The organism is Sphingomonas degradans, from assembly GCF_053502645.1.
This window is the reverse complement of sequence record NZ_CP177172.1, coordinates 1,987,715-2,006,041: the sequence shown is the minus strand read 5'-3', so window position 1 is coordinate 2,006,041 and position 18,327 is coordinate 1,987,715. Positions and strand designations below refer to the sequence as shown.

Sequence of the window (18,327 nt, the reverse complement as noted above, 5' to 3'; positions counted from 1 at the left end):
CGGGAGGGACCGCCATCCTGGGTAACTCTCCGGTTGCCATTTCAGCCTAACAGGCCGAAACGCCTTCATTATTTGTCGGTCCTCGCCCCGCGCCCTGTGGTGCCCGGCGAGGTCGGGTCTGCCGCCGAAGCGATCGGGGCGACGAGGAGACGACCGGAATGGGCGAAGGCCCCCTGAGGACTGCCGAGGCATCGGCGGCAACGCCCTTTGGTTCGCCGAAGCAACTTGCCGACGGTGGCACCAAGACCTCGCTGGTCCAGAGCGTCTACACCAAGATTCTGGAGGCGCTGGACAATGGCACATTGCGACCGGGCGACCGGATCGTCGCGTCGGACCTTGCCCAGCGCCTGGGGCTGAGCCGTGCCCCGGTGCGCGAGGCGCTTGCCGTGCTGGCGGGGCAGGGACTTGTCGAGCTGCATCCCGATCGCGGCGCGATCCTGCGGCCGCTGACGCTACGCGATCTTGCGGAAATCTATGAAGTGAGTGCGCCGGTGGCGGCGCTGGGCGTGCGCGCGGCAGCGGGCCGGATTGCCGAGGGGGACAATGCCATGCGCGTCGCCGATGCAATGGAACGCATCCGCTGCGCCGGCGCGGCGACGTCGCTCGGCATCGATTTCTATCTGGTGCTCAACGACTATCACTATCTCGTCAACGCGATCGGCGAGAAGCCCTATGTCGATTTCGTGCTCCGCGCAGTGAGCGTCGAGTATTGGAACCGCTACCTTGCGGCGGTCATCGACCTGAATGTCCATGGCCCGAAATATGTCCAGAATTATCAACGGCTCACCGATGCCATTCTGGCGGGCGACGGCGGCGCGGCCGAGGCGACGCTGCTCTACCATAGCGCCTGGTGCATCGATTTGCTGACCGCGGGCAGCGCCTGACGCCGCTTTATAGCTCCGCCAATGCCGCGCGGATCGCTGCGGCCGAGCGTAGCAGCGCCTCGCGCTCGTTGGGATCGAGTTCGGGCACCAGCACTTGCTCGACGCCGCCCGCGCCGACGATGCAGGGGAGGCTGAGATACAGGCCCGAAAGCCCGAACTCGCCGCGCATCAGGCACGACACGGGCAAGACGATGCGTTCGTCGCGAACGATCGCCTCGCACAGCCGCACGGCTGCGGTCGCGATCCCGAACGACGTATATCCCTTGCCCTGGATGATCTTATACCCGGCATCGCGCACCTCGCTCGCCAGCGCAGCGCCGTCCAGCACGCCCGGGGCGAAGCGTTCGGGCAATTGCCCCCCGATCCGGATCGACGAAAAGACCGCGACTTCGCTGTCGCCATGTTCGCCGAGCACCATGCCCTGCACCGATGCGGAGGCGACGTTCAGCCGCGTTGCGACCTCCTGTCGCATCCGGCAGCTGTCGAGCAGCGTGCCGGTTCCGATCACGCGGGCCGATGGCAGGCCTGCGTGGCGAAACGCCGTGTACGACATCAGGTCCACCGGGTTGGCGGCGACGATCAGCGTTCCGTCAAAACCGGCCGACCGCAATTGGGTGACGCAGGACTGGACGATCGCCGCGCTGCGTCCCGCCACCGCGAGCCGGCTTTCGGCGCCGCGCGTGGCAGCGCCCGCCGTCAGGATTGCGACGCTCGCCGATGCGGCGTCGGCGTAACCGCCGGCAAAGATCCGGGTGGGCCGAGCCAGCGCGCCCGCGTCCGACAGGTCCTCCGCTTCGGCGTCCGCTCTTGCGCGGTCGGAATCGATCAACAGGATTTCGGGGAACAGCCCGCGCAGCATCAGCGCGAACGCGATCGTCGCGCCGACATGCCCCGCCCCGATCACGGCAACGCGGCGGCTCATCGCAGCGGACGCTCTGCGGGTGGGCGTGCTATGCCGGCGGTGCTGGACATTTGGCCTCGATTCAATGCGTTTGAGCCTGGTCTGCAAACGCGGTAGCACGCCGCGCGGGCGGTGTCATTTCGCATGCGCGGCACAATCGCGACCGAATTGGTGCGGGGTTCGAGTCGCGGGCGTGGTACGGTCGTGCGAGGTGCGCGCTTGTTTGAAGGGCATGCTCCGGCGCAAGGCCTCCTTCGATCCGAAGCAGGTCCGGCGCGGAAAGGTTACCCATGCCGCCAACGGAACCCCACCATTCCGACCTGGGGCTTGGTCTTGCGATGGCCATCGTCCAGTCTTCGCACGCGCCGGTGCTCCTGCTCGACGGGAAACGCGTGGTGATCGGTGCCAGCGCTGCGTTCTGCCAGGCATTCGGGATCGATATCGCGACGATAGCGGGCCGCGATTTCGCCAGCCTCGGCGCGGGGGAGTGGGCGAAGCCCCAGCTCCAGTCGCTGCTGAACGCCACTGCTTCGGGGCTCGCCGAGGTCAAGGACTATGAGTTCGACCTGAATCGCGCGGGGCGATTGCCCCGCCGGCTGGTCGTCAACGCGCACAAGCTCGACTATGGCGAGGCGGGCGAGATACGCCTGTTGCTCGCGATATCGGACTTCACCGATGCGCGGATTGCCCATAAGCTGAACGAGGACCTGGTTCGCGACAAGGGCATGCTGCTCCAGGAACTGCAGCACCGCGTTGCCAACAGCCTCCAGATCATCGCCAGCGTGCTCATGCAAAGCGCGAAGCAGGTCCAGTCCGAGGAAGTGCGCGGCCATCTGCACAACGCGCACCACCGCGTGATGTCGATCGCCGCGATCCAGAAGCAATTGTCGGTCGCCTCGATCGACCGGGTGAGCCTGCTCCCGTATCTGACCCAACTGTGCGAGAGCATCGGCGCGTCGATGATCCACGACCCGGGCCAGATACGCCTGGAAGTGAACAGCGACGAAAGCCGCGTCGATGCCGACATATCGGTCAGCCTGGGGCTGGTCGTCACCGAACTGGTCATCAACGCGCTGAAACACGCGTTTCCCGGTGGCCGAACCGGCAAAATCAGCGTCGATTACGATAGCGAGGGCGCGGAATGGTCGCTCGCCGTGTCGGATGACGGCGTGGGTATGCCAAAGGAAGAAGGCGTCGCAAAACCGGGGCTGGGGACCAACATCGTCCAGGCGCTTGCCAGGCAGCTCGACGCCCGAGTCACCGTCACCGATCGCAAGCCGGGCACGTCGATCCGGCTGGAACATACGCAGCCCGACGAAGAGGGCAACGCAGGCACGGAGGCCGCAAAGGTCGCAGTCTAGGCGCGATCGGGCCAGCAGCGGCAGACCGGATATCGATCTGCCGCCGCGTCCGCCCAGGGCTCAGAAGTTTGCGCGAATGCCCAGCGCGTAGCGCGGGCCATAGGTCTCGTACGTGATCACCCGTTCTTCGTAGACCGAATATTGGAAGGTCTTCGCGTTGAACAGGTTGAGCCCCTGCGCGAACAGCGTCACGCGATCGTTCAGTGCATAGTTGATGCTGGCATCCCAGATGCCATAGGCGGCCACATTGACCGGCTGGCCGCGATTGCCCGATTGGGTCGCCTCGTAGGCATTGCGATAGTTATAGGCCATGCGCATCTGCAACGGCCCCTTCTCGTAGAAGCCGACGACGTTGTAGGTGGTCGCATCGGGATCGACCAGGCTGATGTTCGCCTGGACGCCCAGCCCGTCGAGCGGTGCGGGCAGGCCGCTGAACGTGTACTGGCCCGAGAATTCGATGCCGCGATAATTGCGGCCGCCGATATTCTCCGGCCGCGTCCGCCGGAAATCCAGCCCCTGGATCTGGACCGTGCTGGTGACCGTCTCCGACAGGTCCTTCAGATCCTTTGCGAACACCGCGACGCTGAGGAAGCTCGCGCGATCGAGATACCAGGTCAGCGCGGCATCGTAGTTCCACCCGATCATCGGCTGGAGCCCGGGATTGCCATCGGTGATCGCGCGCTCGCGCGGGCGGGGGTTGATGTTGCGGATCAGCAGGAGGTCGCTGAGCGTCGCGCGCGTCAGCGTCTTGGCGACCGCCGCCTGGAGCACCACGTCCTGGAACAGGTCGATCTTGAAGTTCGCGCTCGGCAGCACCTTCGTATAGGAACCGCGCTCAGAGATCGGCTGCGGGTCGGAGAGGTTGACCACCGGGTCCAGCCCCGCGGGCGTGGTGATGCTGAGAATCTCCTGCCCAAAGCCGCGTGACGTCACGTTTGTGCGGGTTACCCGAACGCCGATATTGCCCGACCATGCCCGCGAGCCGAGGTTGCCGCCCAGCGACGCCTGCAGGAACCCGCCCAGCGTGCGCTCCTGCGCGGAGCCGCTGTTGCCCGGCACCAGCACGACTCCGAACCCGCCCCCGTTCGCGGCAAGCGCGGCCCGGGTTGCGGCGGGGTTCGCCGTCTGGTTGATCGCGGCGTCGGACAGCAGATACGCCTGAAGATCGGCGATCGAATAGGTCGGGAAGGCGCTGTCGAACATGCCCGTGCCCAGGAAATTCGATGCCTCTGCCGGCGTGCCGAACACGCTTTGCGGCACCGATATGCCGCAGAACAGGCACTGCACTTCCGACGGCGTCTTGTACGAGAAGCGCGACTTCTTGCGGTCCGAATAATTGATCCCCGCCGTCAGCGCGCGCAGGGGCCCTGCGTCCACTTCATACTTCAGCTGCGAGTTGATCTGGTAGATCTCGTCCTCGACGCTGACGCCTTCATAGGTCAGCCAGCCCGACTTCGCGTTCGACGTGTCGAGGATGTTGCCGAGCCCGGTATAGACCGGCTTGCCATTGGGCCCGAGGGTGAACTTCACGCCGGCGGGGGAATAGGTGGGCGTCGCCAGATTGGTTTCGAACCATGCCTGGTTGCCGCCGGTGTCGTCGGTCGCCTTCGACCAGGACAGGTCGAGGAAGCCGGAGAGGCGCGGCGAGGGCTTCCACTCAAGATTCAACCCGGTCTGGTAGGTCTTGGCGAGGCGCGGGCGGACCTGGTTGGTGATGTTGGGGCCGGAGGCGATGCCGGTATAGCTGGTGACGGTCTTGTTGCTGTCCACCGTCGCCGCCGTCACGTCGCCGGGGCCGCCATAGACGAAGAACACCTTGTTATCGTCGTTGACGTCGAGCTTCGAATAGAGCCCGTCCAGCGTGATCTGTAGCGCATTGGACGGCTTCCACTGGAGCGTCGCGAGGCCCGACAGCCGCTTGCGGTTGGTGCTGTTGACGCCCCATTCGACATAGGTCGGGATCGACACGCCGGTATATTCGGGCGTGCCGTCCTTGTTGAAATCGAGGTTCTGGTTGGCTTCCCACCCGTCGGTGAAGATACGGCGGCCCTCGATCTTGCGGTCGATATACGACACCGCGCCGAGAATGCCGAAGTCGCTGCCGCCGAAGGTGGTGCTGAACAGGCCCGATGCCTGCGGCGAGACCTGCCCGCGCAGCTTGTCGTAATTACCCTGCGCGGAGACCATGAACTTGTCGCCGCTGAAATCGAACGGGCGCGCGGTATACATGTCGACGGTCGCGGCGATGCCGCCTTCGACCTGCGCGGCAGTCGGGGTCTTGGACACGTCGACGCGGTTTATGAGTTCGGCGGGCAGGATGTCGAAGCTGAACTCGCGGCCCTGATTCTCGGTCGCGAGGATGCGTCCGTTGTACAGCGCCGAGCTGAACGCCGGGCCCAGGCCGCGCACGGTGATGAACTGGCCTTCGCCATTGTCGCGGGAAATGGTCACGCCGGGGATGCGCTGAATGGCTTCGGCGATGTTCTGGTCGGGCAGCTTGCCGATGTCGTCCGCGACGATCGAGTCGACGATGTTGTCTGCCGCGCGCTTGATGTCGACCGCGCGGCGCAGGCTCTCGCGCAGGCCGGTGACGACGATCGCGTCGTCCTCGGCCTCGCTCTGCTGGACATTGCTATCCTGCGGCGCGGCCGGGCGCTCCTGCGCGGGGTTGATGGTAGCAAGCGCCGGCGTGGCAGCGACCAGGATGGTTGCCATGCCCGTCACGCTGAGCAAGCGGGATCGCCCTTTTTGCATCGTGCCTTATCCTCTCCAATGTTTCCGTGATCGCCATCCGTCTTTGCGGATCTCGGCTCCCGGCAATTGCTGCGTTTAACGATAAACCAAGCGGCGCACAAGCCGCCATGATGGGGCTGCTGCGCCGCTGTATCAGGGGTGTGCGGTCGGGATCGCCTGTCCGTCCGCGTCGAACAGCAACAGCTGCGCCGGATCGGCATACAGGGTGCGCGTGGCGGGGACGGTGACGGCATGATGGCCGTCCAGCTTCGCCCGGAATTCGCCGCCCTGGGGAAGCTGGCCGTAGAGGAAGGTCGAATGGCCCAGCGCCTCGACGGCATCGATCGTCAGCGGGAGCGCGACATGCTCCACGCCCGGCTCAAGCCGCACATGTTCCGGCCGCAGCCCCACCGTCAGCCGCGTGCCAGCGACCAGTGCCCTGCCGTCGGCGCGCACGAACCGGATGCCCCCGGCCAGCTCCAGCAGCGCCGCATCCCCCTGTCGCTCGATCACTTGCGCATCGAGCAGGTTGATGCGCGGGCTGCCGATGAAGCCGGCGGTAAACACGTTCGCCGGGCGCGCATAGATTTCCAGCGGCGTGCCCACTTGCGAGATCCGGCCCTTGTCCAGGATCACCAGCCGATCGGCCAGCGTCATCGCCTCGACCTGGTCGTGGGTCACATAGATCATGGTGCTGCCCAGCCGCTTGTGCAGCCGCGCCAGTTCGTGCCGCATCCGCACGCGCAACTCGGCATCCAGGTTGGACAGCGGCTCGTCGAACAGGAAGATCGCCGGATCGCGGACGATGGCGCGGCCGATGGCAACGCGCTGCCGCTGGCCGCCCGACAACTGGCTCGGCATCCGATCGAGCAGCGCGTCAAGTTCGAGGATCGTCGCGGCATTGGCGACCTGCGCGGCGATCTGGTCACGCGGCACTTTCATGTTGCGCAGCCCGAAGCTCAGATTTTCCCGCACGTTCATGTGCGGGTAGAGCGCATAGGACTGGAACACCATCGCCACGCCCCGGTTGGCGGCAGGCGTGCGAGTCACGTCGCGCCCGCCGATGCGGATGGTGCCGGTGGACACCTCCTCCAGCCCGGCGATCATGCGCAGCACGGTCGATTTGCCGCAGCCGGACGAGCCGACCAGCACCACGAACTCACCCGACGCGACTTCCAGGTCGATGCCGCGAATCGTCTCGACCCCGGCATAGGACTTGCCCAGGCCCTCAAGGATCAACGCTGTCATGCCGCAGGCTCCCACACGGGGGCGCTGCTGTCGCCGGGGACGAACTCGGCGCGGATATGGACCGTGCGCGCGCCGGGTTGATCGTCGCGCAACAGGATTTCGGCAGCCCTGCGGCCTTTCTCGAAGGCGTTCTGCCGCACCGTGGTGAGTTGCAGCGCGTCGGCCTGCCGCCCCAGCGGGTCGAGCCCGTCGAACCCGGTCACCGAAATACGACCCGGCACCGCCAGATCGTGCGCACGGCAATGGGCGATGGCGCCATGCGCCAGCCGGTCCGAGAAGCATACCAGCGCCGTCAGGTCCGGGCGCAGGGCCAGCAACCGCTCCGCCCCGCGCTGGCCGCCCTGTTCGCTGTTGGTCGTTTCGCACACCAGCACGCCCGATGGCGCCACGCCGCCCGCCTCGAACGCATCGCGACAGCCCAGGATACGCTGGTTCACCACATAGCTTTCGTCGGGCACGTCGCGGTCGAGCGGGAATATCTCGCCATGGTCCTCCGATCGGGGGAAGGTGATGATGGCGATGTTGCGATGGCCCAGTGCGAGCAGGTGCGAGACGACGGCCCCGGTCATTTCGCGATCGTTGGTAAGCACGCTCGCCAGATCGGGGGCGTCGAAATCCACGACGACGGTGGGCAGGCCCCGCGACAGCGCGGTGCGGATCGTCGGATGGCTCTTGTACGGCGCGTTGAGGATATAGCCATCGACGATCGCGGTCAGCGAATCGCGCGATTCGGGGCGCTTGTTCTTCAGCGGAATCAAGACGATATTCGCGCCTTCTTCCTCGCAGACTGAAGAGATACCGCTGAGGAAGGTGATGTCGTGCGCGTCGGTGAAGGCGTAGCTCAGCTGGTCGTTGAACAGCACGCCGATCGCGCCGCACCGGCCCGTGCGCAGCGATCGCGCCGCAGGATCGGGGCCTTCGTAATTGACGGTCTTCGCATAGGCGATGATGCGTTCGCGCAGTTCCTTCGACACTTTGGCCGGGTTGTTATAGGCGTTCGACACGGAGGTGTGCGTGACGCCCAGATCGGCTGCGATCGACTTCAGGGTTGCTCTTTTGACCCGCAAAATCCTCTCCTTGCCCGGCAGTTTGTCCGCGCTTGCACATGAGCCTAGACGTTCGCCTTGACACGCACAACCGCCTTTGTTTAACGTTCAACCTGTCACATGGCAAACATGGGCTGGAGAGGGTATTCGCACCTTGATACGCGCGCTGGACGCCTCGAACGGGACCTCCATATCCCCCCTTCCAAAGTGGATCGCACGCAGCACCTTGCTGCTCTCCGCATTTGCGCTGTCGGCGGTGCCCGGCGCGGTTGCGCTTGCCCGGCCGGCGGCGGTCCATGCGCCGGCGGCGCGCGACACCGCGATCGTCCTGCGCCATATCGACCACCTCTATGCCGAAACCGAGCTTGGCGGCGAGCGGGTGGGGGTGCTCAACATCTACAGCGAGGCCCCCGACTTCCGCTTCGCGATCGAGCCGCGTGAGGGCTATGCCTGCGTCGATGATGTCGCCCGTGCGATGGTGCTGCTGGCGTCGAGCCCGACGCTGTCGCCACAGCGGATGGACCAGCTCGACAAGATGACGCGATTCGTCCTGCAAATGCAGGCGGATAACGGCTATTTCTACAATTTCATCTGGGGTGACGGGCGGATCAACCGGACCTATCGCACCTCGCTCGCCGAGCTGAACTGGTGGTCGCTGCGCGCCCTGTGGGGGCTGGAGGCGGCGATGCTGCGCCTGCCAGCGGACTCCCCGGTTGCCAAGCGGGCGAAGGTCGCTGCCGACCGGCTGGTCGCCAATCTCGTGCGCGATCTGCCCGGTGGCACGGCGATGGAAACTTTCGAAGGCCTGTCGGTGCCGACCTGGCTGCCGTTCGGCTCGGGCGCCGACGCGGCTTCGACTGCGACGCTCGGGCTGCTGGCGCATTACCGGCGCACGGGCAGCGCGCACACCCGCACGCTGCTGACCGCGTTGGGCGAGGGCATGATGCGGATGGCGGCAGGTAATGGCCGCGAATTTCCCTATGGGGCGCACCTCAGCTGGCGCAACCAATGGCACGCCTGGGGCAATGCCCAGGCCTATGCGCTGTTGCGCGCGGGCGAAGTGCTGGGGCGCAAGGACTTTACCGAGAGTGCGCTGGCGGAAGTCGACAATTTCTATCCCTATCTGCTGAAGCACGGGATGCTCGCCAGCTTCTCGGTGCGGCGGACCGCCAAGGGGATCGAGGCAGTCGAAGCCGCGCCCTATCCGCAGATCGCCTATGGCATCAGCCCGATGGTGATGGCGTCGATGGAGGCGTACCGCGTCACCGGCAAGCCGCGCTATCGCGCCACGGCGCAGCGCCTCGCCGGCTGGTTCTCGGGCGACAATGCCGCAGGACACGCCATCTATGATCCCGCAAGCGGGCGCGTGCTCGACGGGATCAACGGGCCGCGCGCGGCCAACCCCAATTCGGGCGCCGAATCGACCGTCGAGGGGCTGCTGGCGTTGCGCGCGCTGAACGGAACACGGCTGCCATGACGTCACGGCGCGACCTGCTGACGCTTGCGCTGGGTGGCGGCATCGCCAGCCTCGCCGGGTGCGGCGCGCCGCGCGCGGAAAAGCGCGATGACGTCATCCACCTGTGGGTCGCGCCCAATGCGGCGGAGGAGGGCTTCTGGAAACTCGCCGTTGCCCGCTGGAACGCATCGAAGCGCGGGCTGCCGGTGCGGTTCGGGACGATCCCCACGGCGGGCAGTTCGGAGGACACGGTGCTGTCGGCCTTGGTCGCCGGCACCGAGCCGGACCTGTGCACCAACGTCTTTTCCGGCTTTGCGGTGCAGCTTGAGGCGCTGGGGCAGGTGCGCAACCTTGCCGCGATGCCGGGCTATGCGGCGCTGGTCGCGCAGCGGCACATGGAGGCGATCGTGCCAGGCTGGACGCAGGCGGGCAGGGTGGCGGCGCTGCCGATCTACTCCAGCCCGACGTTGATATGGTGGCGGTCCGACCTGCTGGAGGCGCACGGCTTTTCCGCGCCGCCGCGCACCTATGACGACGTGTACGCCTTTTGCGAGCGCTATGGCCGCTCGCGGCAACGCTATGGGATGCAGGTCGTGGCGGGGCGCTCCTGGGCCGATCGCTGGTTCGACTTCATTTCCTTCTATTATGCCGCGTCGGGCGGGCAGCCCTATCTGGAGGGCCAGCATGCGGTGTACGACAATGCGGCGGGGCTTCAGGCCGCAGGGTTCATGGACCGGATGTTCCGAAAGGGCTGGACTGCGCTCGATTTCGATGCCGAGGAGCCGCTCGTCTCGGGGCTTGCCGCGGGCGCGGTGCGCGGGCCGTGGGATGTCGAGCGCTTTGCACGGATCTACCCGGAGACGCTGGCTCGCATCGAAGTGGGGCCGATGATCGCTGGGCAGGCGGGGACGGGGCCCGGCGCCACCTTCTCCGACAGCAAGGGCGTCGTGATCTTCAAGAGCAGCCGCGTCTCGGAACAGGCCTTCGCATTCCTCGCCTGGGCGCTGGGGGACGAGGACCTCAACCTGCTGTGGCTGCGGAGGACTGGGCTGTCGCCTGCGCGCGGCGACCTGCTGCAGAACCCGCGCTTTGCCGACTATTACCGGACCAATCCGATCGCGCGCATCTATGCCCAGCATGTCGCGAGCGCGCGGCCCCCGGCGCTGTCGGAATACACGATCGACATCCAGAAGATCATGACCGCCAAGCTGGTCGAGCCGCTGATGACCGGGCGGACGACCCCCGCTGCGGCGCTGGCGCAGGCGACGGCCCAGACCGATCGCATGCTCGCGGTGCAGATGTGATCGGGCGGCCGCGCCTGTCGCGCGAGGCCGCGATCGGGATGGCGCTCGCGCTGTCCTATCTGGTCTTCACGGCGATCTTCTGGGCCTATCCGTTCTTCTGGCTGGCGAAGCTCTCGGTCACCCAGTGGCGATTCTTTGACGAGCCCGTGTTCACCGGCGCGCGCAACCTGGTCCGCACGGTGCAGGACCCGCAATTCCTGCAGGCCTTGTGGAACGTGGTGCGGTTCCTGATCCTGTACCTGCCGCTCGCCTTCGGGGGGGCGCTGGTGGTCGCGTTCGGGCTGCAGCATGTCGGGCGGGGCAAGGCATTCATCGCGCTGTGCTTCCTGCTGTCGAACGTGTCGTCGGGCGTCGCGCTGTCGCTGGTGTTCACCAAGATTTTCAGCTCGACAGGGCCGCTCAACAGCCTGTTGTTCGCCTGGACCGGGGTGACGATCCCCTGGACCACCGATCCGCAGCTGGCGATGCTGGCGATCGCGCTGGTCGTCGCGTGGAAGTTCGTCGGCTATTACGGGCTGATCCTCTATTCGGGGCTGCTGACGATCCCGCGGGAGCTGTACGACGCGGCGCGGCTCGACCATGCCACGCCCTTCACCCGGCTGGTGCGCATCACGCTGCCGATGATGAACCCCCAGCTGATGATGGTGCTGGTCTTCGCGATCCTGGTGTCGTTCGGGCTGTTCACGGAGCCGTTCCTCATCACCGGCGGCGGCCCGGCGGACAGCACCGTCACGCCGCAGATGATGATCTATGAGACCGCGTTCCGCCGGCTCCAGCCCAGCCATGCCGCGATGATGAGCATCCTGGTCTCGGTCGCCAGCTATGCGCTGGTCGTCATCGCCCGGCGCCTGTTCGAAAAGAAAGTGACGCTTGCATGATCGCCCGCATCACCGCCTTTGCCCGATCGCGCAGCCCGGGCGGATGGGCCGCCACGATCGGCATCTATGCGCTCGCGCTGACCTGGCTCTATCCGTTCGCGTGGATGGTCGCCGCGTCGCTCAAGCCGACGGCGCAGATCTATACCACCGGGCTGTTCTCGGGCGATTTCACGCTCGACAATTTCCGGTTCCTGTTCGCGACGGCGGACACGCTCGACCGTCCGTTCATGAAGGCGATGGCGATTTCCGCGCTGGTGACGTTCAGCGTCACGGCGTCGGTCCTGCTGTCCTCGACCTTCATCGCCTATGCGCTGGCGCGGTTGCAGTTTCCGGGGCGCAAGCTGTTCGGCGATTTCCTGCTGGTCCAGATGGTCATCCCCACCGCGATGTTCGTCCTGCCGCTGTTTGTGCTGGTGAAGGAACTGGGGCTGCTCAATTCGCTCTGGGCGCTGATCCTGCCGTCGATGATGTCGGGATGGGGCATCTACATGATGTCGCAATCGTTCAAGGCGATGCCCGAAGAGTATCTGGACGCCGCGCGGCTGGACCGTGCCAGCCTGTGGCAGATCGTGACGCGGGTCGTCGTTCCGCTCAACAAATCGATCATCGCGATCGTCGCCCTGTTCACCTTCACCGGCACCTGGGACAATTTCCTGTGGCCGCTGATCGCGATCTCCGACACCGATCGGATGCCGCTGTCGGTGCTGCTGGCGACGTTCAGCAAGCAATATGGCGGCTATGTCGGCCCGGTCATGGCCGGCGCGGTGCTCCAGACGCTGCCGCTGGTGCTGCTGTTCGTCCTGTTCCGCCGCCATTTCCTTCAGGGCATGTCCCTGACCCTCAAGTAATTCAGTAAAAAGGAACAACGCCATGCTGAAGCGGTGGCCCGGCAATCCTGTCGTCACGCCCGAAGACGTCCGCCCCAGCCGGCTCGGCTGGCAGGTGGATGGCGCGTTCAATGCCGGCGTCGCCCGCTTTGGCGACGAGACTATCCTGCTGCTGCGCATCGCCGAGAGCGTGGCAGGGGCGGAGCCGGGCGAAGTGCGCGTACCGTTGCTGGAGGAAGCGGGCGAGGGGTGGCGCTGTACGGTGCGATCGTTCCGCACCGACGATCCCGCCTATGACTTTTCCGACCCGCGCATGGTGCGGCTGCGCGCCGATCCGCGTCGGGTCCACCTGACGTCGATGTCGCACCTGCGCATCGCGCGCAGCACCAACGGCACCGATTTCACGATCGACGACCAGCCGTTCCTGTTCCCGGCCAATCGCACCGAACGCTATGGGTGCGAGGATGCGCGCCTGACGCGGATCGAGGGGCGCTATTACATCAACTACACCGCCGTGTCGGATTTGGGGATCGCGACTGCGCTGGCGGTGACCGACGATTTCGTCACGGTCGAGCGGCTGGGCATCATCCATGCGCCGGACAATCGCGATGTGTGCCTGTTTCCCCGGCGGGTCGGCGGCAGCTATTGGTGCCTGCACCGCCCGGCGCCGCTGCACCTGGGCACGCCCGAAATCTGGATCGCCCGCTCGCCCGACCTGCTGCACTGGGGCGCGCACGAGCATCTTGCCGGCCGCACCGACGCGGCCTGGGAAAGCAGCAAGATCGGCGGCGGCGCGCAGATGCTGGAGACCGAGAGGGGCTGGCTGCAAATCTATCACGGTGTCGATGCCGAGCAGCGCTACAGCCTGGGCGCGCTGCTGCTCGATCTGGACGATCCCCGGATCGTCCGCGCGCGGCTGGCGATCCCGCTGGGGGCGCCCGAGCAACCTTATGAACGCAGCGGCTTTTTCGACAACGTCCTGTTCAGCTGCGGCGCGCTGATCGAGGGCGGCGACCTCCATGTCTATTATGGCGCCGCAGACCGCGTGATGGCGCTCGGCACGGTGGCGCTCGCCGATCTGTGGACGGCAATGGACCTCTGAACTGTCAGACATTCGGCCCCTGAGCGGGGGCATTATCCAGCATCCAAAGGAGACCAACGTGGATCGGCGAGGAATCACGCGCGTAAAGACCCTGTACGAGGCGTTCGCGGCCACCGTGCCGCCCGTTCCGGCGCGCGCCGGCAAGCTGCGGTTCGCGGGCGTGGACGGGTGCGACGTCTATAACATCACCGCTCCGTTCCGCTCCGCCGGGCGCACCGTGATCGCGGGGCGCGTCGAGCGTCGCGACAGCGAGGATTCGTTTGCGATCTTCTTCGAGGAGCGCGACGGCGCCTGGCATCCGATCGAGGGCGCGCCGCATCTGCGGCTCCAGGACCCGTTCGTGACGCATGTGGCCGGCGAGCTGGTGTTCGGCGGCGTTGCGATCAGCCACGCCCTTTCCGGGCTGACCTGGCGCACCACCTTCTATCGCGGACCCGACATCTTCAACCTGCGCGAGTTCTTCTCCGGGCCGCTCGGCATGAAGGACATCCGGCTGCGCGAACTCGCCGACGGGCGCGTCGGCATCTTTACGCGCCCGCGCGGGCTGGTGGGTGAGCGCGGGATGATCGGCTATACCGAAGTTGACACGCTCGACGCCATCACGCTGGACGCGATCGAATATGCCCCGCTGCTCGAGGACATGTTCCACCCGCAGGACTGGGGCGGCGTGAACGAGGCGCATCTGCTGCCCAATGGCGAGATCGGCGTGATCGGGCACGCCGCCTATTTCGAGAATGACGATCATTACGCCGAGCGGCGCTATTACGCGATCGCGTTTGTGTTCGATCCCGTCACGCGGCGCTGGCGCGACTATCGGGTCATCGCCGCCCGCAACCAGTTCGCGCCGGGCCCTGCAAAGCGGCCGGACCTTGTCGACGTCGTGTTCTCCTCGGGCATCGTACGCGAGGGACCGGTCACGCGCTTCTACGCGGGCGTGTCCGACGCCGAAGCCCAGTGGCTGGAGATTCCCGATCCTTTCGACACGCAGCGCGCCGATTCCGGTTTCGGTACGCAGCCGGGGGAGCAGCGGCGCGCGACCGGCCGTTGATGCGGAACTTCCGTGCGCCGTAGCCTTTTCGACCGAGGTGGCTGGGAGATGATCGAATGCGCAGCGTGACACTTCCCGGCGGCGAACAGGTGCCGAACCTGGGCCAGGGCACCTGGATGATGGGCGAGGACCCGGCCCGCCGCGCCGATGAGATTGCGGCGCTGCGGACCGGTATCGACCTTGGCATGACGCTGATCGACACGGCGGAGATGTATGGCGATGGCGCGACCGAGGAACTGGTCGGCGAGGCGATCCGCCCGGTGCGCGACACCGTGTTCCTCGTGAGCAAGGCCTATCCGCAGAACGCGTCGCGCGATCGGCTGGCGCGGGCGTGCGACGCCAGCCTTGCGCGGCTCGGCACCGATCGGCTCGACCTCTATCTGCTCCACTGGCGCGGGCGCGTGCCGCTCGCTGAAACCGTCGAGGCGATGCAGGCGCTCCAGCGCGCGGGCAAGATACGTCATTGGGGCGTCAGCAACCTGGACACGCAGGACATGGCCGAGCTTGCCGACGGCGGCGGCTCGGCCTGTGCGACCGACCAGATCCTGTACAACCTCACCCGGCGCGTGCCGGAGCGCGACCTGCTGCCATGGCTGGCGGACAATGGCATGACGGCGATGGCCTATAGCCCGGTCGAGCAGGGCCGGCTGACCGCCGACGACGATCTGGCAGCGATTGCCGCAACTGCCGGATTGACGCCCGCGCAATTGGCGCTGGCATGGGTCCTGCGCGCGCCCGGCATGATCGCCATTCCCAAGGCCGGCACCGCCGCGCATGTCCGCGAGAACCTTGTCTCCGCCGACACGGTGCTGCCGCCCGAAGTGGTCGATCGGCTGGACGCGATGTTCCCGGCACCGCGCGGGCGTGTCGCGTTGGAGATGCTGTAGGCAAAGCCCGGCCATCCCTCCGCCGCGAGAACGGCGGCGGGGCGTTCCAGAATCCGGCGTCAGCCCGCGATCGCAGCCGCCGCCAGCCCGGTGAGGTCAACCTTCGCCTTCAACCGGGCGGCGAGCAGCGCGGTTCCGCTGACCTTTCGCTGGACGAAGAGCGTCTCGACATCGGGCACGTGCCACGTGGAGCGATCCCGCACCAGCGCTTGTGCCTCCGCGCGCACGACGGGCACGAAGGCGCGGTCGGAGAAATCGAACGGACCGGGGCGGCCCATCGTGTCGTCGATCGCGGCGATCATGCGATCCACCGCCGGGCGATGCGCCGCCGCCGCTTGCGCGCCGAGAAAGCCCGTCGCCACCGCGATCTCGCGGATACGGTCGCGATCATGGGCGAGCCCCGCCTCGATCAGGGTGCGGTATGCGGCGGTCGTTTCGGCAGGCACGGCGCGCGCCGCCCCGAAATCGAGCAGCACGAGCGCGCCGGTCTCGGGTTGCCAGCGATAGTTCGCGAAATTGGGATCGGTCTGCATCACGCCGAACGCAAACAGCTCGCGCAGCACCAGATCGATCAGCGACGTCATTGCCTGATCGCGAATGTCCTGCGCGGCGCTCTCCAGCGTCTCGATGGGCCGCCCTTCGATGAAATCCATCGCGAGCACGTTGGTGGTCGTCAGCGCCTCGTGGAGCGCGGGAACGACATAGCGGGCATCGCCGCGCAGCCGCTCGGCATAGGCGCGCATCTGCTGCCCCTCGCGGATATAATCGGCCTCTTCGGTGAGCTGGCGCTTGGCCTCGGCGAGCAACGGCTTGAGATCGAGCGAGGCGGGCAGAAGATTGGATACGCGCAGCAGCGTCGCAACATTGTCGACGTCGGACCCGATGCTCTCGCGAACGCCCGGATACTGGACCTTGATCGCAAGTGTGCGGCCATCGGGCAGCGTCGCGCGGTGGACCTGTCCGATCGACGCGGCAGCGATCGGCGACGCGTCGAAATGCGCGAACCGCCGCCGCCAATCGTCGCCCCATTCCTTTTTCAGGACCGCGTTCAATTGCGCCGGCGGCATCCGGTACGCCTGGTTGCGGAGCGTGGCGAGGATCCCCGAAAGCTCGGGCGACAGGAGATCGCCGGCGTCGAGCGAGATCATCTGGCCGAGCTTCATCGCCGCCCCGCGCAGGTGCGACAGGCGATCGGCGAAGCGTTTGGCATTCCCGGGCGTCAGGACGAGATCGCCCATCGTCGGCCGCTCCCCGGCCGCGAGCCGCCGGGCGCCCTCCGCCAGCATGCCGCCCGCCACGCCGCCCGCCAGTCGGCCAAACTGACCGAGCCTTGAAAGCCGTCCTTGCGGAATCGCGCGGTTGGGCTGGTTGACCTCGTCGTCGCGCATCTTTTCACCAACCCCTGCTGCCGGGCGCGCCCTTGAAGGGGCCGGCGACGCGCGACGTGATCCAGCCACCGTAAAAGTCGCCGGGCTGCGGTGTCACCACCTCACCATCGACGGTACAGCGATCGAACGGGGCGGCATAGAAGGCAACATGGTCGCGCAGCGATGCGAAGGGCGGGGTAGGGTTGCCATAGCTCCAGCCGACGCGCGACAGCACGACGCCGTCGATGACGGCATCCCAGTAGGTCGCGGCGCCCTTCCATTCGCAAAACGAGCTGCCGTCCGCGCGGCGCAGCACGTCTGCGGCGATGTCCGCGTGCGGGATGTAATAGTTGGGCGGGTGGCTGGTCTCCAGCGTCCGAACCGCGGCGCGGGTGTCGGCGATGGTGAGCCCGTGATGCTCGATCACGATCCGCGCAGTTGCGGGCTCCGCGATCGCCGGGCGAGGGAACGACCAGACGCTCTCCTGTCCAGGGCCTACGGGATCAGGGCGCGGCCTCATATCGAAGAGATCCGCAGCACGAGCGGTGACGTCGGGATTGCCATGGAGCGAACATGGGGTGTGCGCCCGCACGATTCACCCACCATATTTGCCATGGACTCCGCGCGCGTCTCGATGAGGATGCATCGCTTTACCACGGTGCCATCTGGTCGGTCTGGCTGGGTTGGTTATGACACAAAAACAGCTACTTATGTCAGGATTTGGGACGCCTTGAGCTGTGAAGGGAGATCATGATGCCGCCCAGAGCCATGGTTCGGGTCTTTCGGCATGAGGGACCTCCGATGTGGGGCCTCGCGCCAAATTCAGGCCCGAAATTCTCGAAAAGGCCCCACCTGCGCTTGCGCTTTCATGGGACGGGACGAGCGGTCACGAGCCGGATGACCCGAAAAATACCGCAGATTTCCGCGGTTTACAAAGCTCTGTGGGATGTCGTGAGATCGGAAAATGGAGCGGTCATGGAACTCGAAATCGGCATTCTTCGCCTGCAACGTCGGGATGACGCGCAGGCAGAATCACTCCGTCGCTGGATGGACAAGACCGTGATGCCCGGATTTGCGGATCACATTCTCGACCTTGATTCTGCGGTGGCCCGTCGCTGCGCAGCCCTCCACGTTCCCGATCCTCGCTCAGAACGCGATGCAATGATCGCCGCCACCGCCCTTGTCCACGGCCTCACCGTCGTCACCCGCAACACCGCCGACTTCATTGCAACCGGCGTTCCGCTGCTCAATCCCTGGGAAGACCCCGCCCAATAAGCGTGCGGTG

The 18,327-nt window shown here is 66.2% G+C and carries 16 protein-coding genes; 10 read left to right on the top strand and 6 right to left on the bottom strand.

The annotated features are described in order from the left end of the window. The first annotated feature begins 158 nt into the window (after nt 1-158). Complete coding sequence (locus ACG3SL_RS08895; RefSeq protein WP_448664769.1) at nt 159-884, top strand: GntR family transcriptional regulator; 726 nt, start codon at nt 159-161, stop codon at nt 882-884. Between the two features lie 7 nt (nt 885-891). On the opposite strand, the gene ACG3SL_RS08890 is transcribed toward ACG3SL_RS08895, so the two are convergent. Continuing rightward, nucleotides 892-1,806 (bottom strand): lactate/malate family dehydrogenase, encoded by a 915-nt coding sequence (locus tag ACG3SL_RS08890; RefSeq protein WP_448664768.1) that lies wholly within the window; start codon nt 1,804-1,806, stop codon nt 892-894. A gap of 269 nt (nt 1,807-2,075) precedes the next feature. Here ACG3SL_RS08890 and ACG3SL_RS08885 point away from each other — a divergent pair, with 269 nt between their 5' ends. Next, the gene (locus ACG3SL_RS08885) at nt 2,076-3,146 is read left to right on the top strand and encodes a sensor histidine kinase (RefSeq protein WP_448664767.1); all 1,071 of its coding nucleotides are present in this window, start codon (nt 2,076-2,078) and stop codon (nt 3,144-3,146) included. A 60-nt stretch (nt 3,147-3,206) separates the two neighbouring features. Here ACG3SL_RS08885 and ACG3SL_RS08880 read toward each other — a convergent pair whose 3' ends face one another. The 3 genes from ACG3SL_RS08880 to ACG3SL_RS08870 all read right to left on the bottom strand — a co-directional run bounded on the left by ACG3SL_RS08880 (nt 3,207) and on the right by ACG3SL_RS08870 (nt 8,194). After that, a complete protein-coding gene (locus tag ACG3SL_RS08880) occupies nt 3,207-5,870 on the bottom strand; it encodes a TonB-dependent receptor (protein ID WP_448665101.1) in 2,664 nt (887 codons plus the stop codon). Between the two features lie 162 nt (nt 5,871-6,032). Further along, nucleotides 6,033-7,127 carry an ABC transporter ATP-binding protein gene (locus ACG3SL_RS08875; protein ID WP_448664766.1) on the bottom strand — a complete coding sequence of 365 codons (1,095 nt, stop codon included), beginning with the start codon at nt 7,125-7,127 and terminating at the stop codon, nt 6,033-6,035. Beyond that, complete coding sequence (locus ACG3SL_RS08870; RefSeq protein ID WP_448664765.1) at nt 7,124-8,194, bottom strand: LacI family DNA-binding transcriptional regulator; 1,071 nt, start codon at nt 8,192-8,194, stop codon at nt 7,124-7,126. Before ACG3SL_RS08870 ends, ACG3SL_RS08875 begins: the two co-directional genes overlap by 4 nt. 205 nt (nt 8,195-8,399) lie before the next feature. Between ACG3SL_RS08870 and ACG3SL_RS08865 the strand changes: the two genes are divergently transcribed. The 7 genes from ACG3SL_RS08865 to ACG3SL_RS08835 are packed head-to-tail and all read left to right on the top strand — an operon-like array spanning nt 8,400 to nt 15,675. Next, a complete protein-coding gene (locus ACG3SL_RS08865) occupies nt 8,400-9,650 on the top strand; it encodes a hypothetical protein (protein WP_448664764.1) in 1,251 nt (416 codons plus the stop codon). Further along, nucleotides 9,647-10,933 carry an ABC transporter substrate-binding protein gene (locus ACG3SL_RS08860; RefSeq protein WP_448664763.1) on the top strand — a complete coding sequence of 429 codons (1,287 nt, stop codon included), beginning with the start codon at nt 9,647-9,649 and terminating at the stop codon, nt 10,931-10,933. The genes ACG3SL_RS08865 and ACG3SL_RS08860 overlap by 4 nt, the downstream gene beginning before the upstream one ends. Beyond that, on the top strand, nt 10,930-11,811 hold the full coding sequence (locus tag ACG3SL_RS08855) for a carbohydrate ABC transporter permease (protein ID WP_448664762.1): 882 nt from the start codon (nt 10,930-10,932) through the stop codon (nt 11,809-11,811). The genes ACG3SL_RS08860 and ACG3SL_RS08855 overlap by 4 nt, the downstream gene beginning before the upstream one ends. Beyond that, nucleotides 11,808-12,659, top strand: a complete 852-nt coding sequence (locus ACG3SL_RS08850) for a carbohydrate ABC transporter permease (RefSeq protein WP_448664761.1) — start codon at nt 11,808-11,810, stop codon at nt 12,657-12,659. The genes ACG3SL_RS08855 and ACG3SL_RS08850 overlap by 4 nt, the downstream gene beginning before the upstream one ends. Nucleotides 12,660-12,681: 22 nt before the next feature. After that, a complete protein-coding gene (locus tag ACG3SL_RS08845; RefSeq protein ID WP_448664760.1) occupies nt 12,682-13,740 on the top strand; it encodes a glycoside hydrolase family 130 protein in 1,059 nt (352 codons plus the stop codon). 58 nt (nt 13,741-13,798) lie between these two features. Beyond that, nucleotides 13,799-14,788, top strand: a complete 990-nt coding sequence (locus ACG3SL_RS08840) for a DUF1861 family protein (protein ID WP_448664759.1) — start codon at nt 13,799-13,801, stop codon at nt 14,786-14,788. Nucleotides 14,789-14,844: 56 nt separating this feature from the next. Further along, on the top strand, nt 14,845-15,675 hold the full coding sequence (locus ACG3SL_RS08835) for an aldo/keto reductase (RefSeq protein ID WP_448664757.1): 831 nt from the start codon (nt 14,845-14,847) through the stop codon (nt 15,673-15,675). Nucleotides 15,676-15,734: 59 nt separating this feature from the next. Here the strand turns inward: ACG3SL_RS08835 and ACG3SL_RS08830 are convergent, their stop codons facing one another. Both ACG3SL_RS08830 and ACG3SL_RS08825 read right to left on the bottom strand, forming a co-directional pair. Continuing rightward, nucleotides 15,735-17,063, bottom strand: coding sequence for an ABC1 kinase family protein (locus tag ACG3SL_RS08830; protein WP_448664756.1), 1,329 nt, complete (start codon nt 17,061-17,063; stop codon nt 15,735-15,737). A 4-nt stretch (nt 17,064-17,067) separates the two neighbouring features. Further along, nucleotides 17,068-17,562, bottom strand: a complete 495-nt coding sequence (locus ACG3SL_RS08825; RefSeq protein WP_448664755.1) for a DUF427 domain-containing protein — start codon at nt 17,560-17,562, stop codon at nt 17,068-17,070. A gap of 455 nt (nt 17,563-18,017) precedes the next feature. On the opposite strand from ACG3SL_RS08825, the gene ACG3SL_RS08820 reads away from it, so the two are divergent. Continuing rightward, entirely contained in the window at nt 18,018-18,317 is a 300-nt protein-coding gene (locus ACG3SL_RS08820; RefSeq protein ID WP_448664754.1) for a PIN domain-containing protein, read from the top strand. Nucleotides 18,318-18,327: the final 10 nt, after the last annotated feature.

Bases quoted from the DNA above. Each gene is read 5' to 3' on its own strand.
- ACG3SL_RS08895 (WP_448664769.1), top strand. From the start codon at position 159: ATGGGCGAAGGCCCCCTGAGGACTGCCGAGGCATCGGCGGCAACGCCC.
- ACG3SL_RS08890 (WP_448664768.1), bottom strand. From the start codon at position 1,806: ATGAGCCGCCGCGTTGCCGTGATCGGGGCGGGGCATGTCGGCGCGACG.
- ACG3SL_RS08885 (WP_448664767.1), top strand. From the start codon at position 2,076: ATGCCGCCAACGGAACCCCACCATTCCGACCTGGGGCTTGGTCTTGCG.
- ACG3SL_RS08875 (WP_448664766.1), bottom strand. From the start codon at position 7,127: ATGACAGCGTTGATCCTTGAGGGCCTGGGCAAGTCCTATGCCGGGGTC.
- ACG3SL_RS08860 (WP_448664763.1), top strand. From the start codon at position 9,647: ATGACGTCACGGCGCGACCTGCTGACGCTTGCGCTGGGTGGCGGCATC.
- ACG3SL_RS08850 (WP_448664761.1), top strand. From the start codon at position 11,808: ATGATCGCCCGCATCACCGCCTTTGCCCGATCGCGCAGCCCGGGCGGA.
- ACG3SL_RS08845 (WP_448664760.1), top strand. From the start codon at position 12,682: ATGCTGAAGCGGTGGCCCGGCAATCCTGTCGTCACGCCCGAAGACGTC.
- ACG3SL_RS08835 (WP_448664757.1), top strand. From the start codon at position 14,845: ATGCGCAGCGTGACACTTCCCGGCGGCGAACAGGTGCCGAACCTGGGC.
- ACG3SL_RS08830 (WP_448664756.1), bottom strand. From the start codon at position 17,063: ATGCGCGACGACGAGGTCAACCAGCCCAACCGCGCGATTCCGCAAGGA.
- ACG3SL_RS08825 (WP_448664755.1), bottom strand. From the start codon at position 17,562: ATGAGGCCGCGCCCTGATCCCGTAGGCCCTGGACAGGAGAGCGTCTGG.
- ACG3SL_RS08820 (WP_448664754.1), top strand. From the start codon at position 18,018: ATGGAACTCGAAATCGGCATTCTTCGCCTGCAACGTCGGGATGACGCG.